Origin of the sequence: Marinicella marina, assembly GCF_030065545.1 — a bacterium.
Classification (GTDB): Bacteria; Pseudomonadota; Gammaproteobacteria; order Xanthomonadales; family Marinicellaceae; genus Marinicella; species Marinicella marina.
This window is the reverse complement of sequence record NZ_JASJNC010000001.1, coordinates 444,722-461,739: the sequence shown is the minus strand read 5'-3', so window position 1 is coordinate 461,739 and position 17,018 is coordinate 444,722. Positions and strand designations below refer to the sequence as shown.

16 protein-coding genes are annotated in these 17,018 nt (G+C 45.2%); 10 read left to right on the top strand and 6 right to left on the bottom strand.

Annotated features, from left to right (window positions below; translation table 11 throughout):
* Nucleotides 1-35 precede the first annotated feature (35 nt).
* The 4 genes from QNI24_RS02080 to lepB form a co-directional block, all read right to left on the bottom strand.
* A complete protein-coding gene (locus QNI24_RS02080) occupies nucleotides 36-737 on the bottom strand; it encodes an ankyrin repeat domain-containing protein (RefSeq protein ID WP_267175759.1) in 702 nt (233 codons plus the stop codon).
* A 194-nt stretch (nucleotides 738-931) separates the two neighbouring features.
* Entirely contained in the window at nucleotides 932-1,351 is a 420-nt protein-coding gene (locus QNI24_RS02075; RefSeq protein ID WP_267175758.1) for a LexA family protein, read from the bottom strand.
* Nucleotides 1,344-2,000: an SOS response-associated peptidase family protein gene (locus QNI24_RS02070; protein WP_267175757.1), complete on the bottom strand. Its 657-nt coding sequence runs from the start codon at nucleotides 1,998-2,000 to the stop codon at nucleotides 1,344-1,346. Before QNI24_RS02070 ends, QNI24_RS02075 begins: the two co-directional genes overlap by 8 nt.
* A gap of 13 nt (nucleotides 2,001-2,013) precedes the next feature.
* Complete coding sequence (gene lepB, locus QNI24_RS02065; protein WP_267175756.1) at nucleotides 2,014-2,796, bottom strand: signal peptidase I; 783 nt, start codon at nucleotides 2,794-2,796, stop codon at nucleotides 2,014-2,016.
* Between the two features lie 167 nt (nucleotides 2,797-2,963).
* Here lepB and QNI24_RS02060 point away from each other — a divergent pair, with 167 nt between their 5' ends.
* Nucleotides 2,964-4,280, top strand: a complete 1,317-nt coding sequence (locus QNI24_RS02060; protein ID WP_267175755.1) for a TrkH family potassium uptake protein — start codon at nucleotides 2,964-2,966, stop codon at nucleotides 4,278-4,280.
* Nucleotides 4,281-4,319: 39 nt separating this feature from the next.
* Here QNI24_RS02060 and QNI24_RS02055 read toward each other — a convergent pair whose 3' ends face one another.
* Together QNI24_RS02055 and QNI24_RS02050 are read right to left on the bottom strand one after the other, a co-directional pair.
* Complete coding sequence (locus QNI24_RS02055) at nucleotides 4,320-4,775, bottom strand: NlpC/P60 family protein (protein ID WP_267175754.1); 456 nt, start codon at nucleotides 4,773-4,775, stop codon at nucleotides 4,320-4,322.
* A gap of 154 nt (nucleotides 4,776-4,929) precedes the next feature.
* Nucleotides 4,930-7,284: a hypothetical protein gene (locus QNI24_RS02050; protein WP_267175753.1), complete on the bottom strand. Its 2,355-nt coding sequence runs from the start codon at nucleotides 7,282-7,284 to the stop codon at nucleotides 4,930-4,932.
* A gap of 546 nt (nucleotides 7,285-7,830) precedes the next feature.
* Between QNI24_RS02050 and hisG the strand changes: the two genes are divergently transcribed.
* From hisG to QNI24_RS02005, 9 genes are all read left to right on the top strand, one after another.
* Nucleotides 7,831-8,679, top strand: a complete 849-nt coding sequence (gene hisG, locus QNI24_RS02045) for an ATP phosphoribosyltransferase (protein WP_267175752.1) — start codon at nucleotides 7,831-7,833, stop codon at nucleotides 8,677-8,679.
* A 3-nt stretch (nucleotides 8,680-8,682) separates the two neighbouring features.
* A complete protein-coding gene (locus QNI24_RS02040; protein WP_267175751.1) occupies nucleotides 8,683-10,338 on the top strand; it encodes an aminotransferase class I/II-fold pyridoxal phosphate-dependent enzyme in 1,656 nt (551 codons plus the stop codon).
* Complete coding sequence (hisB, locus tag QNI24_RS02035; protein ID WP_267175750.1) at nucleotides 10,335-10,907, top strand: imidazoleglycerol-phosphate dehydratase HisB; 573 nt, start codon at nucleotides 10,335-10,337, stop codon at nucleotides 10,905-10,907. Before QNI24_RS02040 ends, hisB begins: the two co-directional genes overlap by 4 nt.
* The gene (gene hisH, locus QNI24_RS02030) at nucleotides 10,904-11,509 is read left to right on the top strand and encodes an imidazole glycerol phosphate synthase subunit HisH (RefSeq protein WP_267175749.1); all 606 of its coding nucleotides are present in this window, start codon (nucleotides 10,904-10,906) and stop codon (nucleotides 11,507-11,509) included. Before hisB ends, hisH begins: the two co-directional genes overlap by 4 nt.
* Nucleotides 11,496-12,290, top strand: a complete 795-nt coding sequence (gene hisF, locus QNI24_RS02025; RefSeq protein ID WP_267175748.1) for an imidazole glycerol phosphate synthase subunit HisF — start codon at nucleotides 11,496-11,498, stop codon at nucleotides 12,288-12,290. The genes hisH and hisF overlap by 14 nt, the downstream gene beginning before the upstream one ends.
* On the top strand, nucleotides 12,284-13,519 hold the full coding sequence (hisI, locus tag QNI24_RS02020) for a phosphoribosyl-AMP cyclohydrolase (RefSeq protein ID WP_267175747.1): 1,236 nt from the start codon (nucleotides 12,284-12,286) through the stop codon (nucleotides 13,517-13,519). The genes hisF and hisI overlap by 7 nt, the downstream gene beginning before the upstream one ends.
* Nucleotides 13,509-14,732: a histidinol dehydrogenase gene (gene hisD / locus QNI24_RS02015; RefSeq protein ID WP_267175746.1), complete on the top strand. Its 1,224-nt coding sequence runs from the start codon at nucleotides 13,509-13,511 to the stop codon at nucleotides 14,730-14,732. The genes hisI and hisD overlap by 11 nt, the downstream gene beginning before the upstream one ends.
* 213 nt (nucleotides 14,733-14,945) lie before the next feature.
* Nucleotides 14,946-15,878 (top strand): glycosyltransferase family 2 protein, encoded by a 933-nt coding sequence (locus QNI24_RS02010; protein WP_267175745.1) that lies wholly within the window; start codon nucleotides 14,946-14,948, stop codon nucleotides 15,876-15,878.
* A gap of 9 nt (nucleotides 15,879-15,887) precedes the next feature.
* A complete protein-coding gene (locus QNI24_RS02005) occupies nucleotides 15,888-16,973 on the top strand; it encodes a class I SAM-dependent methyltransferase (protein ID WP_267175744.1) in 1,086 nt (361 codons plus the stop codon).
* The last annotated feature ends 45 nt before the right edge of the window (nucleotides 16,974-17,018 follow it).

Genomic DNA, 17,018 nt, shown 5'->3' with positions numbered 1-17,018 from the left:
GTTTTGATGGGCAGAGCCCATCCTACGGTGCTACCTTACTTTTGCAGTGTGCTATGAAATATAGCTTCATACTCTTCGGCCTTATTTGACAAGCCCATTTGTTTTGCAATTTTGCTCAGTCTTCTCCATAGACCTTTCTTACTTCCATGATCTTTTGCAATCTCAGCTAGTTCATTGATTGAACGTTCGAAGAATGCTTTATCCTCGAAGTTTTTATATTCTTCCAACGCCCTTTCTTCGAGTTTGAACATGTGAGGTTTTGTTAGGAACTTACCTGCTAATCGTAAAGCTGTTTCTATACTTTTCCAATACCTTGCAACTCGGACAGATTCATCGTATTTGGCTGCATCTAACAACTGTTTAAAATATTCATCTGACTTCTGCTTATTAATCAAAGGCATTATTTCAGTATAGGGGCTTACAACAATTCCTTTAAAATCTCCATACGAAGTAGTGATAGACCAAGCGTCAAAGCCCTTTTTATCTTTATGCGCAATATTTGCACCAGACTCTATCAATGCTTTAACGGCTTGGAGGTTACCGTAAGCACAGGCAATAAGCAGCGGCGTCAAATTATTCTTGTCATGTTCTTCAACATCGCATCCACGATTGATCAGCCCCAGAACGTTTTCAACTGTACCATCACGAGCAGCTTTAAGGAGTCTGATGTCTTGAAACGGTTTTCTTCTTTGAATAATTGGTCCATTTGATTTTGAGTATGGGTTGGCTGTTTTCATGTTTATGTCTAAGAACTGTAGAACTGTAGGATGGGCTCTGCCCATCATTATGAAATTTTACATCATTGTTTCAAGCTTAATTTAGAGTTGTCTTTTTTTTAAAGTAGGGAAAGCACCAAATTTTCAACACTTTGCCGTTGTTAGACCGAGTTTTGATGGGCGGAGCCCATCCTACGGCTATTTTTTAAACTCCCTCACAACTTCCTAACGATACTCGTCACCACGCCCCAGATTTGCATTTCTAGTTCGCCGGTGAGTTTGATCGGTTGGTAGGCGGGGTTTTCGGGGCGCAATTCAATGCCGTCTTCGGTGCACAGGCGTTTGACGGTGAATTCATTGTCGACCACGGCGACCACAATGCTGTTGTGTTTGGGTGGTTTGGAGCGGTCGATAACCAGTAAGTCACCTTCAAGAATACCCGCACCCATCATCGAATCACCTTCGACTTTGGCGAAGAAGGTGGCGGTTTTGTTGTTGATCAAATAATCGTTCAAGTCCAAGGTGTCGCCCAGGTATTCAGTGGCTGGCGAGGGGAAACCAGCGGGTACTTTGGATTCGTAAAAAGGTAAATCAACACGGGATGTTTTGGGTTTAATCAGGGTAACTTTACTCATCGGCAGTGATCTCAATGGCCTCATCTCTGGACGTTAAATCGCGCGCACCTTGCACAGGTATCGCGATCAGGTTTTGGGTGATTTTTTCATTCAGCAGTGGCTTGAAAGCCTCGCTGTTGGTCATGCTGTTATCCAACCACATATCGACCAAGGACTCATCATCCACATCAATCATCAAGGGTATCGACTTGCGGTGAATGTTTTCTAATTTGGGGTTACCCGGGCAGGTGATGATGGAAGCGGTTGTCAGGGTTTCACCATCCACTTGGTACTGTTTATAAATACCGCCCAGTGCCAATGCGCCGCGTTCGGTGGTGATTTCGTGGTATTTTTTATCTTGGCCCTCAATGAAACTGGAGGCAGGAATCAGGCAGCGTGAAGTTCGGAACAAGCCTTTGGTCAGGGGTGATGAGTAAAGCTTGTCGTAGCGGCTGTTAAAAGTGGCGTATTGGTAATTGGGTTTACCGTCCTTACCCAGTAACAACCACCATTTGGCCTCTTCTAAATAACGGTCATTGGCATCTTCGGTGACTATCTGAATCATCGATGCCGGCGCACGGATGCCTCGGGTTTCTACTGAGGAAACACCCAAGGCTTCAGTGATCGAATCAGTGAATGGGTTATTGATGACGTTATAAGCACCGCACATGGCACTTATTATATCAAAGCTGGGTACCAATTCGCTTTAAACCGTCGATAAAAGCACTGGGGCGCCAGTGCATCCAGATGCCTTTGGCTTGACCAACTATGTTCCGCTCTGGAATCAAACCCCAAACCCGGCTGTCGGCACTGAAATCGCGGTTATCACCCATACCAAAATAATGCCCTTCGGGCACCACCAATTCACGGTGTGCGTAGCGATGCCTGACCCGATCAGAGTGCAGTATTTTGTGCTCAACTTCACCCGTTATGGTAGCCCTTTGATTGAGCCCGTTGGGATTGATGTCATCATGAAATCCGTTATAAGGACCTTCAAATGTTTCGGGTAAGGCTTCACCATTAACGAATATTTGTTTGGTTCGCTCATCATATCTGATGTGGTCACCAGGAATCCCAACAACGCGCTTGATCACGTCGGTGGCGGGATCTTCGACGGAACGAAACACCATCACATCACCGCGTTGTGGTGTACCGGTTTCTATGAGGGTGTTGTGTACAATCGGTAACTTAACACCATAGGCGGTTTTATCGACATAAATGAAATCGCCAGTGAGCAGTGTTGGCATCATTGATGAGGATGGAATGCGAAACGGCTCATAAGCAAAGGAACGAAACGAGAACACGATCAATAACAAGGGAAAGAAACTGCCCACAGCGACGATGGTTTGTAAGCGCTTGTTGTCACTGCGCTGCAGCTTTTTGAATTTAGTCCACAGCCAAGCCGCCAAAGTCAGCACCACGCCAATGAATAAAAACACTTCGTAGTCCATATGAAAACCATTCATGCCATCACCTCTTAAATAAATAGATACTTGATAGATTACATAATCAGTGAAAGGTTCACATACTTTCTAAAAACAGTCACTTATGGCACATAAAGAAGAATTAAAATTTATGTGATTTAATCGTTTATTTTAGTTATTATGCTTACAGCCAAATTACTTATAAATTTATGCCTAACATCAAACGCATCAAAAACTTTGATCCTGCGACCTTACTTGTATTCGGTTACCTGTCCTATGTGCTCTTGGGTTGGGTTTTACTGTCATTGCCATGGGCACAAAATCAAGCCACAACTGGGCTTGACAATTTATTTATTGCCGTTTCGGCAGTTTCAACCACAGGTCTTGTTACGGTCGATCCTGGCAGTAATTATTCTTTTTTCGGACAATTGATTATCCTGTTTTGTATCCAAATAGGTGGTATTGGTTATATGACCTTCGGTTCATTTGTTTTGATTGCCATGCGTTCTAAACTCACGGGAGCCAGAAAAGAACTGACCAAGCATACTTTTTCACTGCCAGCTGACTTTAACCCATTACAATTTATCAAAGTGGTGATTTATTTCACTTTGATTTGTGAAGCAGTTGGAGCGCTTTTACTGTACCTGATATTTAGTTTCAATGATGTAGACCAAGCCCTATGGACAGCTATATTTCACAGTATTTCTGCGTTTTGTACAGCAGGGTTTAGTTTATTTTCAAACAGTTTCGAAAGTTTCAGCAACAACGCGTACCTCAACCTGACCATCGCTGCATTGAGTTATTTAGGCGCCATAGGTTTCATTGTGGTTGCTGACGTGTGGAACAGCATCACAGGTAAAATCAAGAACCTACATTTTTCCAGTAAAGTCATCCTACAAATCACCCTGTATTTTTCCATGGCAGGCACTTTTTTGTTGTTCGCTTTCGAGCCAAGTATTCAAAGTTTGATGCCTTGGGAAAGGTTGCTCGCTGCTTTTTTTCAGGTCATGACCTCCACCACCACAGTTGGTTTTAATACCATTCCTATCGGTGAAATCTCAGCAGCAATGATAATGATTTTATATTTTCTCATGGTATTTGGTGCATCGCCCTCAGGAACTGGAGGCGGTTTGAAATCTACCACTTTGGCCGTTTTGTTTGCCTCTATGAAAAGTACTTTAAAACGTCGTGACATGATTCGATTAAAAAAACGACCACTTACTCAAGATCGAGTTCAATTAGCGACGGCCTCGTTGGTTTTTTATCTGACTGTACTTTTTATTGCAGTTACTCTGTTGCTGTTAACACAAAATCACAACCTTCAAGTAATTACTTTTGAGGCAATTTCAGCCATGGGTACTGTTGGCCTCAGCATGGGCTTGACTGCTGACCTGACTGAGTTGGGTAAGGTCATAATTATTCTCTTGATGTTCATGGGCAGGGTTGGCATCATGACTTTTGGAGTAGCCATTTCTTCAACAGACGAAAGCAGGGAAGAGGAATCGGACAATGATTTGGTTATTTGAACAATGATTCAATTGGAATAGCAGTCACTCTCAAACACTTTAATCAATTGATAGCATGCGTCGACTTAGGGAGTAGTGCTCACGCCAATAGCTGTTTTGTAAACTTGAGATCGTTACTCCTTTTGAAGTGGAGGCGTGTAAAAATTGATCACCCGAGAGGTAAATACCGACGTGGCGCAGTTTGCCGCGGTTTTTTATTTTAAAAAACACCAAATCACCGGCCTGCAACTCATGGCGTTTGATTTTTTTACCCACTTTAGACTGGGCAGTGGTGGTTCTGGGTAACTGGCGATTGAATAAATCACTGTATGTTTGGACCACAAAACCGGAACAATCAATGCCGCTCTTATCGTAACCGCCGAGGCGATAAGGTGTCCCCTGCCAGCCTTGAAATTGCGCATAGAGTTGATCAAGTACACTGGCTGAATCAGCTGCTGAATGACGCGCGCCACAAGCTGATAGGAATAACACTGCAATTAAAAATAGGATTTTCATTGATGATTAAACCAATTTATACATTGCTTAAATGATTCAACCGACAAAAATACACCTTACTCTATCAACCCGCTGAAACTCTAAAAAAACCATTGTTTGCTGCTAAAAACATGAATCAACTTCACCGCGACTCACGGAATTTTTAAGGAACAGATCAATCAAATCCATCATAAAAGATCGCGTCAGGCGGTATGTCGAAAACATAAGCAGCACCTGAATCGGTACCTCGCGCATCATCAAAACGTGACCCCACAACCACCTTATCATTGGATATATCAACGGCCAGACCAAAGCCACCCAGCTCTTGTGGGTTCGGGTTATCCAAAATCATGGCTCTTTGCCATAGTTGATTGGTCTTTTTATAGACAAAAACCTCGCCCATATCGTAATAAGGTAGACTCGAATTTCTATCAAAATACCCTGTGCCAATGACCGCTGTGTCATTGTCCAGGCTGACAGATGAACCAAAAGTATATGCCATTGGTACAGCGACGTCATACTCAACTTTCAGTGATTCTGTCCACAGGCCTTGATTGTTATGAAAAAAATAGGCTGAACCTTTGCGGTAGATTTCATAAAACAAATTATCTCCAGGTGCGCCGATTATGAGGTCATCTCCTGATAAATTGACTGAATAGCCAAATTCATCAGCACTTGCGCCATCACTGGCCAGCAGTTTGTCGGTTTGAACCCATGAACTGCTGTCCATATTGTACTCAAACATATATACGGCTCCTTGACCTGAAACATCAGTCTGACTGCCAACAGCAAGCCTGTCGCCCTGTACACTGACTGACTTACCAAAGCGATAATAATTCGAGGTGGTTTCAGGTATCAGTTGTTGTTGCTGGACCCAACTGCCCGCCACTTCTTTGAATACAAATACTGCACCAATGTTGCCAGGTTGGTTTTCGAAACCAATGGCGCCTATGGCGATAACATCATCAAACAAGGAGACCGATGCATAGTAATACTCAGAATCTTGACTTTGCGGAATGACCACCTTTTGCTGTTCAATCCAAGTGTCTTTTTCAAGCTTGTAAACATAAAACACGCTGGTGTCTGCAGAGGGTGAATAGCCGTCATGTGCAACCACCACAGCAGTATCCTCATGAATAGCGACTGCTGAGCCCACTCTTGAATTGGTTTGTAAATCCTTGGGGGTTAATATTTGCATCAATTGCCAACTGTTTTCTAGCCATTGAAAAATACTGGCTGACCCGCCTTCTTCATAAATTTCTTTGTCCCGCATTGCGCCTATGATGAGGTGGTTGCCATGCATGCTTACGGCATTGCCAAAATTATGATTTGCCGCTCCTACTGGTGCATATGCTGTGAATGTCACAGACCAATCTCCATTTTCAGGTCGGCTGAAGGTGTGAACAGAACCTGGATTGTCGAATCCGCCAACCGCTCCAACCACCAGGTTGTCATTTAAAACTCCGACTGACCGGCCAAAATCAGAAACACCATCTGCTACTTGGCCTAAATCTTGTTGCGTAATTCTGCGTCGTTCAACCCAATTTTCGTTCTGTTTTTGAAAGAGATAAACGACACCATCTCCATCACCACTGGCTCCCACCACCAATTCACCATTCAGATAACTGAGTGAGCGACCAAAATAATCACCGGACCTGGCACCCGGACCAGTTGGAAGTAATCTTTGTGTTTGGTTCCATTGTTCATTGGTCTTGGTATAAACATAAACTGACCCAGAGAAAGAGCCTGCAACATTATCAGACCATGCACCTAAAAATATTTCATCCGCTGCCAACGTAATGGTGGTTGGGAATGGTGTATTTGCTTCTGCCGTTGGTGAAGCAATGACCTCATCAAACACCAAGTTATTATCCAAGATGTTGTAAATGACTGCTTTACTGTCTGCCTGCGACCCATTCACTGGTGCGCCAATCACAGCCCTTTCGTTATTCAGAGCCATGCTGTAACTGAATGCTGAACTGGGTTCGCCATGTTCGTCTTCCAGAGTTTGTGACAATGACCATGAGTCACCGTCGAACTGATAGACAAAAACCTTGCTGGCTACGCCAAAAGACGTGCCTCTGAAACCAACCAACACCATGGAATCATTGGCCACCACTGGATAGCCAAAAATTCCCTCCAACTCATCATTCGGGTTGACTATCTTCTGAAACTCAACCCATTCATTGCCATCATATCGATAGACGTAAACACCAGCCGAGTCAAAAAAGTTTCGGTTGTTTTGGCCTGTTCCAACCATCAAAAAGTCACCAGATAAACTGATAGATGCACCAAATTCATCATGAGAATATAAATCCTCTGGCTGCAACGTTTGGCTCAGTTGCCAAGTTACTCCATCATTTTGATAAACATTGACAACGCCTGTACCTGCCATGCCACGGGCACCGACGAATAAGTGCTGATCACCAACGACCACATGTTCAGCAAAACGAGTAGATTCTCCGCCATTTCCTTCAACTGCAGGTTCTAGTTTACTTATTAATGTGTTATCGATTGATGCTGTTTCCAATGAACAACATGCTTGAGTTTGGTCAAACCCAAAGGCTGTCGAACTCCAAAACAGCATAACTAAACTTAGATTGTATATTGTATTCCTAAAATTTTTCATAACTGATAAATGCCTCCTTGCTGAAGTATATCTGGGTATTCGGATTATACACGTTATTGATTTTTGGTTAAAACGCCAACTTAGGTGTTGACAAAAAAATTGCGCTTCTTTAATATGCGAAGCATGATAACAAGATTCGCACACATCCATCACCATACGTTAATTGCCAACGGGGTGGCTTAGTGCCAATTTGAAAAAGAATTCTTATAAAAGCCCCGTCATCGAAACGGGGCTTTTTTTTTGCTTTGAAAATAACCAACAACAAACACCAATAACAACAATGATTAATAACAACACCAAAACCATTGGAAACAACCACCATCACCATTTCGACATACATAGACGGTGCTGCTGAGATTCGCATATAATTCACGAAGCCCCGTCGAAAATACGGGGTTTTTTTTGGCTAAATTTAAAGCCGACAAACTTAAGACTGAGACGAACACAATGAAAATTAAAATGGCCATACCCAAAGGCAAGCTACAAATCGCAATCGACCAACTTCTGGCCGACATTGGCATCAACGTCATGGGCAGCGACCGCAACTACCGCCCAGGCTGCAACGACGAGCGTTTTGAAATCAAATTACTGAAAGGTCAAAACATCCCATCCATGGTTGAACTGGGACAGCATGACATTGGTTTCGCCGGTCTCGATTGGATTGCAGAGCAAGGCGCTGATGTCGAAATCATCAAACCTTTGGGCTTCAATCCGGTACAGATTGTGGCTTGTATTCCTGAAGACTGGGATTATGTAGCGCTGAAACAACGCAAAATCATTGTCGCCACTGAGTACATGAATCTGGCTGAAAAGTTTTTGGAAAAGAACGGCTTTGATGCAAAGTTGATTCGCTCTTACGGCGCCACCGAAGTGTTCCCTCCTGAAGATGCCGACATGATCATTGATAACACCAGCACCGGCACCACCATCAAAGCCAACCGCTTGAAGATTTGTGATGTGGTTTATGAGAGTGCCACGCAGTTTTTTGCTAACAAACAAGCGCTGCAAGATCCTGAGAAAAAAGCCATCATTGATGACATGCTGTTATTGATTAATGGCGTCATGAATGCCCGCCAAAGGGTGTTACTGGAAATGAACTGTCAGAGTGAGAACATCGAAAAAATCGTTGCTCTGCTGCCAGCGATGCGTTCACCCACCGTCAGTCAGCTGTTCAATTCAGATGCCTATTCGGTGCGCGCAGCCATCATGAAAAATGCCACCAGAGACTTGATTCCAAAACTGAAACAAGCCGGTGCCACCGACATCCTTGAATTGCCAATTCGTAAAGTGGTATAAAAAATGTCCGAGCCGACCGCAAACAAAGCGCCATTAAAACTCGACTTCAACGAACGGGCTGACTCTCAACCACGCTGGTTGCGAGATTTTCAGCTGGATGTTGATGCCTTGTGGCGCTATCCTGATCGCAGTCAGTTAGAACAGCTGATGGCTGCTGACATGAGCTTGGCCGCTGGCAGTGTGATGCTGACCAACGGCGGTGATGAGAGCATCGAGTTGTTGTACAAACACTGCAAGCTCAATGACCAATCCTTGTTGGTGCCTGAACCCTGCTTCAGCCAATACACCCACAACCAAATGGTGTGGCAGAATGACACCACATTCACCCCAGCAAAGGACGACTTATCGATTGATGTGGAGGCACTTAAGGCCAACCTACAAGCCGATCAATGGTTGATACTGACCCGACCCAATAACCCCACTGGCGAGTATTTAGACGATGTGGTGTTGGTCGACTTGATTGAAGCTGCTGCGGCCAAAAACGCCAAAGTATTCCTCGATGAGGCTTATGTTGAGTTTGCATGCGAGACAGCACCCATCAACTATGCCGCTTATGACAACCTGATCACCATGCGCACCTTTTCTAAGGCCTTTGGCTTGGCTGGTGCCCGCATTGGTTACATTTTTGGTCAGCCGGCATTGGTCGAGAAATGGCGACAAATAGCCATGCCTTTCAATGTATCCAGAGCCAATCTACAACTGGCAACAGCCGCTTGGAACGCCCGCGATGAAATCAAAGGCTACTGTCAACAAATCGCTAAAAACCGCGAACTGGTGGCAGCATTTTTAACTGATTGTAGCCTCAAACCCTGCCCCAGTCGCGGTAATTTTTTGCTGTTTGAAACCACTTTGGAACGAAAATCATTGCTCGGCCGTGCCATGGCCAAAGCTGACATCCAGATCAAAACCGAACTGGGTGGCCTGCCCAATGCGGTGCGTTTGACCATTCCTGAGAACATGGACCGATTTATGGCGGTACTACAGGCAGTTTTAAAACCCGAGTTGATAGCCTTTGATATGGATGGGGTACTGATTGATACCTCACAAAGCTATGACCAATGTATCATCGAAAGCGTTAAATTACTCACCGAACAAATGGTCACCATCCAAGATGTTGCGGCCGTTCGTGCTCAAGGTGGCTTCAATAATGATTGGGTTTTGACTGCTGAATTGATCAAGAACCAAGGCGCTGAAGTACCTTATGAGCAGGTAGTCAGCACCTTTCAAAGCCTCTACCTGGGCAGTGAAGGCAAGCCAGGCTTGGTTGAACAAGAACAAGACCTGTTGCAACAACCCCTCAAAGCACAACTGTTCGGCACCCATGATGATCCCAAAACTGCGGTGGTCACCGGCCGACCGCGACAAGAAGCCCTACAAGGCGTAAAACAACTGGACATTGAGCCTGCCTTCATCGTCAGTGCCGATGATGTGGCGCAACAAAAACCAGACCCTGAAGGCTTGTTTAAAGTGATGCGAAATCTGACAGCAAATAGCGCATGGTTTTGTGGCGATACTGTGGATGACATGCAAGCCGGCACGGCTGCAGGCTGCATCTGTATCGGAATCGGTGCCACCACCACTGCTGCCAAAGACAATTTATACCAAGCCGGAGCCGATGTGGTTCTGGATGACATCAACCAACTGAAGACATTGTTATGATAGAAGTCAAAAGATCCACCAAGGAAACCCAAATTGAGCTCGGTCTCGACATCAACGGTGATGCCAAAGACAAAAACATCAACACCGGCCTACCGTTTTTTGATCACATGTTAGATCAATTGGCATCGCATGCGGGCTGGAATATGCAACTGCAGGTCACAGCCGATTTAGAGGTCGATGATCACCACGGTATTGAGGATGTGGCGATTTGTTTGGGTGAGGCTTTTTACCAAGCATGGCAACAAGCCATGCCAGCCCAGCGCTACGGTCAGCGTTTATTACCGATGGATGAGGCCTTAACCCAATGTGCGGTTGATTTATGCGGTCGCCCTTATGCGGTGATCGACCTGCCCTTCTCACAACCGATGCTGGGTGGCATCAACACCGAAATGTGGGAACACTTTTTCTATACTTTCAGCATCAACAGCAAAATCACGCTGCACTTAAAAAACCAATATTTCCGTAACAACCACCACTTGATAGAAAGTGCTTTCAAAGCCATGGCTTATGCGCTGAAAGAAGCACTGTCTCCGGTGGCTGGTGAACGTTCAACCAAAGGTGTGTTATGAATGCGCTGGTTGGCAGAAGCCAAACCCGAGTAGCGGTGATTGATCTGAATTCAGGTAATTTACTCAGCCTACAAACGGCCATTGAAGCCGCCGGTTGTGAACTGAAAACGGTACAAAAACCAGACTTAAAAATGCTCAGTGATTTTGATGTGTTGGTGATGCCCGGTCAAGGCCGATTTGCTTACGTGATGCAACAGATCAAAGACCTGGGGTGGTACGACTTTCTGTTGGAGTGGGTGCGCAACGGCAAACGCCTGGTGGGTATTTGTGTCGGCATGCAGGTGTTGTTTGAAGGCAGCGATGAAGACCCTGAAGCCACGGGGCTGGGCTTATTCAATGGCCGCTGCCACAAATTACAACACCCCAAAACACCGATGGTGGGATGGGCTCAACTGAACTCATATAAGCTCACCATGAAAGATCAGTTCGCTTATTTTGTCAATTCTTATGCCATCACCGAATGTCCCTTTGGTACCGCTAAAGTCAATTACGGCAGCAGCTTTTGTGCCGCTGTGCAACGAGGCAATTTATATGGCTTTCAATTTCACCCAGAAAAATCAGGCCAATTTGGCCGGGAGCTGATCAAACATGTATGTGGATGATGAAAACTCAAACTCTGACTTAACCGCCAGGGTCATTCCGTGCTTGGATGTGGCTTATGGCCGCGTTGTGAAAGGCACCAACTTCAAACAATTACTGGACATGGGCGACCCGGTTGAGCTGGCCAAACTGTATGAACAACAAGGCGCTGATGAACTGGTATTTCTCGACATCAAAGCCTCGGTCGATGGTCAAGAGTCGGCACTGGAAATGGTGCGCCAAGTGGCCTGTGAGCTGTCAATACCTTTTGCAGTCGGTGGTGGCATCAAAACCTTGGATGATGTGCACAAATTCTTTCATGCCGGCGCTGACAAGGTCACTTTGAACACCATGGCAGTGGAAAAGCCTGCTTTGATCAATGAAATCTCAACACAATATGGCTCACAAAGCATTGTGGTGGCGGTGGATGTGAATCACGAAGCCGATGGCAGCTTGGCCATCTACACCCATGGCGGCTCAAGGCGCGTCGATGTTGATTACCACCAATGGATTCAACAAGTGGTCGACCGTGGATGCGGCGAAATATTATTAACTGCGATGCACAAAGATGGCACTGGCAGTGGATTTGATACCGATTTACTGGCAAAATTCGGCGCTGACTTCCCAGTACAAGTGATTGCATCAGGTGGTGCCAAAGGGCCACAAGACTTTTTAGATGCGATTCATGCCGGCGCCGATGCCGTGCTGGCAGCTGGTTTGTTCCATCGCGGTGAGTACACGGTGGGTGAAATCAAATCATTTTTAATAGACAACAACATAAAAATCAGGAAAACAGGATGCTGATACCAAGTATTGATTTAATGGATGGCAAGGCCGTTCAACTACAACAAGGCGACAAAAAAATCATCGAACGTGAGGACGTGTTCGATTTATTGGATGAGTTCGCCATGTACGGTGAAGTGGCCATCATTGATTTGGATGCAGCCATGGGCAAAGGTTCCAACCAAGCCTTGATAGAACAATTACTGCGTCGCAGACCATGTCGTGTCGGCGGTGGTATTCGAGATTTAGAAACCGCCAAAAACTACTTGGCTGCCGGTGCCACCAAAATCATTCTAGGCACTTCAGCCAGCCAGGACTGGGTCAAAAAGCTACCCAGACAGGCATTGATTTTTGCCATTGATGCCAAGGATGATTACCTGACCACCCATGGTTGGAAAAAAACCCAAGACGTAAAAGTTCTCGACATCATCGCTGATTGGGCGCAAAACTGTGGTGAATTTTTATACACCCAAGTGAAAAAAGAAGGCATGATGCAAGGCATTGATCAAGAGCGCATCGCTGACGTGATTAAGGCCTCACCCATTCCGGTCACAGTGGCCGGCGGCATCACCAGTTATGAAGACCTACAATGGATCAACGCCAAAGGCGCCAACTCACAAATTGGTATGGCCATTTATTCTGGCAAGATGTCCTTGACCGATGCGTTCATGTCATTGGTCGATTTCAATAAAATGAGCCTGATTCCAACCGTGGTACAAGATGCCAAAACACAAAAAGTGCTGATGATGGCTTATTCATCTGAAGCGTCTTTGCGACATGCTTTAGAAAATCGCACCGGCACTTATTACTCACGATCCAGAGAGGAACTGTGGACCAAAGGATTAACCAGCAACAACACCCAAAAACTGCTTCAAGTTGATGTTGATTGCGATGGTGACACGCTGCTGTTTCTGGTCGAACAAACCAACAATGCCTGTCATTTCGAGCGCTATTCTTGTTTTGCCAGCCAAAGTAAAAACTATTCATTGGATTACCTCGATGAAGTGTTCGAACAACGTTTGGCATCAAATGAAGGTCAGTCTTTCACGCAAAAACTTTTCGCCAGCAACGAACTGCAAATTGAAAAACTGAAAGAAGAATGCGATGAATTGATTGAGGCCACCGACCACAACCACGTGCGTTGGGAAGCGGCTGATTTGTTGTTCTTCACCTTGGTGATGGCCAAAGCCAAAGGGGTCAGCTTTCAAGAAATCGTCAATGATTTGAGGAGCCGCAACAATGAGCGATAAATTCCAATCAGTTCAGGCCTACATCAGGCCCAGTTTCAAAGACCAAAGCAAAGTTGAAACAACCGTTGCCAATATCTTGGGTAAAATTAAGGACCACGGCGACAAAGCGGTCCAGGCCATCAGTCAAAAAATTGACCAACAAGATGCCAGCTACATCGAACTGAAACCATTCGATGAGTATGAATTAGCAACTGGGCTTAAGGAAGCCATCCAAAGCGCTCACATGCGCATCAAAAAATTCTGTAAATTTCAAATTAAGTCCCTCAAAAGCGATGCCTTCAGTGATGAAATGGGTGACTTTGGCTTTGTTTACCAACCCATAGAACGCATAGGCGCCTACATTCCTGGCGGCCAATTTCCACTGATTTCTACCGCGCTGATGACTTTAACGCCAGCACAAGTGGCTGGTTGTCCAGTGCGGGTGGCCTGTTCACCATCCGACCATCCTGCATTGTTGGCCGCTGCCAGTTTGGCTGGGGCCACACAGTTTTTACACTTGGGTGGTGCGCAAGCCATTGGCGCCCTGTCTTATGGTTTCAGCGAAACCGCACCGGTTAATTTGATTGTTGGCCCAGGTAATGCTTACGTCAATCAGGCCAAGGCCCAAGTCCAGCACCGCACTTTGATTGATACTTTGGCCGGCCCCAGTGAGTTGTTAATTTATGCCAACCAAGTGAAACAACCGGAATGGTTGATGTTTGATGCTTTGGCCCAAGCCGAGCACGATGCCAATGCCATCAGCATTGTGGTCAGTGAGTCATCACAGCTGTTAACCGACTTGAACCAATTAATTGCTGATCATCCTGATGGCCAAGCTTTATTGGATAATGACAACATTGTGCTGCTTCATGCCGATGACCAAGATCAGGCCATAGCATTTATCAACGATTACGCGCCTGAACATTTGATGGTGTGTGATGAATCCTTGAAGCAGTCACTGTTCACCAACTACGGCTCGTTATTCATTGGTGAAAACTCAGCCGTGGCTTTCGGTGATTATTGTGCCGGCCCCAACCACACCCTACCAACAGCAGGTGCTGCCAAGTTCTCAGGTGGTTTGAGCGTGCATCAGTTCTTGAAAGTTTTATCAACGCAGAAAATCAATGGCACCGGTCGCGGTGTGTTGGCTAATATTTCTGCCAAACTGGCCGCTGCTGAAGGGCTGGTTTACCACCAAAAAAGCGCCGAAATCCGCAAGCAATTGGAAGGATAAGCGAATTCGACGCTGCCACTTTGGCCCTGACCGGTCGAAGGCATGACAATAAGAGGAGAGTGTAAAGGTTGTCATGCCTTAAATCTGTCAGGGTCATTTTCATAAACGCTGCACACCGCCAAAAGTTACATCGACATCAACAACTGATTTTTTTAAATTGGCGTACTTAATTCAAAAATTGGTTAAAATACCTTTTTTATTCATTGTGCTAATATGCCATCCATTGACATCATTGTCCCAGTTTTTAATGAACAAACGGTGCTGCCTTTGTTCCAAGAACGCATCCAATCTGCCATGCAAAACTGCGATGTTGAATGGCGCGTGATATTCATTGATGACGGTTCCAGTGATGACTCTTTGGCCATGATGAGAACCATTCACGAAGCCGATACCCGTTTTGGTTTTCTTTCCTTGAGTCGAAATTTTGGTAAAGAATACGCTGTCACCGCCGGGCTTGATCATGCCTCAAGTGATGCCGCAGTGGTGATAGATGTTGATTTACAAGATCCGCCTGAACTGATTCCCGAAATGGTGGCCCAGTGGCATGCCGGCTATGACGTGGTTTATGCCACCCGCAAAGCCAGACACGGTGAGTCAATGGCCAAAAAAGCCACGGCCAATTTGTTCTATCGCACCATCAACTCCATGAGCAAAATTGACATTCCCAAAGACACCGGTGATTTTCGTCTGATGTCCCGACGAGCCTATCAAGCAGTGAACAAACTGCGCGAACGCAACCGCTTCATGAAAGGCTTGTTTGCTTGGGTCGGCTACAAACAGAAACAAATCTTCTTTGAGCGCGAACCGCGGGCTGCCGGTGAAACCAAATGGAACTACAACAAGCTGTGGCGTTTTGCGCTGGATGGTATCACCTCATTCAGCTACCTGCCACTGCGCTTTGCCACTTGGATTGGCATGACGGTGGCGATATTTGCTTTTATCTATGGTGCTTTCATCATCGCCCAAACCCTGATTTTTGGCAGCGATGTGCCCGGTTATCCTTCCCTGATGGTGGTGATCTTGTTTTTGGGTGGCATCCAATTAACCGCCTTGGGCATCATTGGTGAATACCTGGGACGCATGTTCAATGAAAGCAAACAACGACCGTTGTATTTGGTCGATGAATTTCAGCCGCCCAACGGATAATAATAACAAATGACAAAGCTCTTTGAAAAGTTGAAACAAATCCTGCCGAGACCAATTAAAGCAGTGCTGAGGCCTTTTTATCATCGCTATAAAAAACTGGCAAACAAAGTGATACCCCAAACCTACGCAAATCAACTCAATGCTGAAATAAATAGGTTTTCACAAGAGGAGGAAGTTAATGATTTACCTGATATATTTCATTACTGGTCAAACAAATATCTGGTACCCAAGTTTCAAGCCTACGGATTTTCCAACCCTGATGAGTTTTTTTTCAAATACGCTCAAATGGCCATTGAGAACTGCGAACAAAGTAAAGTCCAAATTCTCAGCATTGGTGCGGGTAATTGTGACACCGAAATAAAGTTAGCAAAAAGCCTAGCCAGCTCAGGACATAGCAACTTCATCATTCAATGTATGGACATCAATGAAGCCATGTTTCAACGCGGCATGCGGCTTGCTGAGACCGAGGGAGTGAGAGATCATTTGGTATTTCTTCAGGCTGACTTTAATCACTGGAAAGCTGCCGAAAAATATGACTTGGTGATCGCCAACCAAAGCCTTCACCATGTGGTTGAGCTGGAACATTTGTTCGACAACATCAAATCAGCCATGCGGAAAAACGGAAAGTTCATCACCTCAGATGTGATTGGCAGAAATGGTCACATGCGTTGGCCGGAAGCATTGGATGAATTGAATAAAATTTGGCATAAAATGCCGGATAAATACAAACACAACCACGCTTTTAACCGACACGAAAAAAAATACATCAACCACGACTGTTCCAGAGAAGGTTTTGAAGGCATCAGGGCTCAAGATGTGTTACCTTTGCTGGTTGAGCGATTCGAATTTGAACTGTTTATACCTTTCGCCAACTTGATACTCATTTTTGTAGATAGAAATTTTGGACCGAACTTCAGCATCGATGACCCCGAAGACTTGGCATTCATTGATAACGTCCAAAAATCAGACGAGGCATTGATGGCTGATGGCACCATCAAACCAACCATGATGTTGGCTGTGATGAACTCAGATGGAAATGTTGAACCCAACAACCAACACAACATACTTGCTAAAAATACCATTCGTGCTTATTAATTATGGATTAAATAAGTAAACGACAGTGTTTTGAGTAATTTAAAA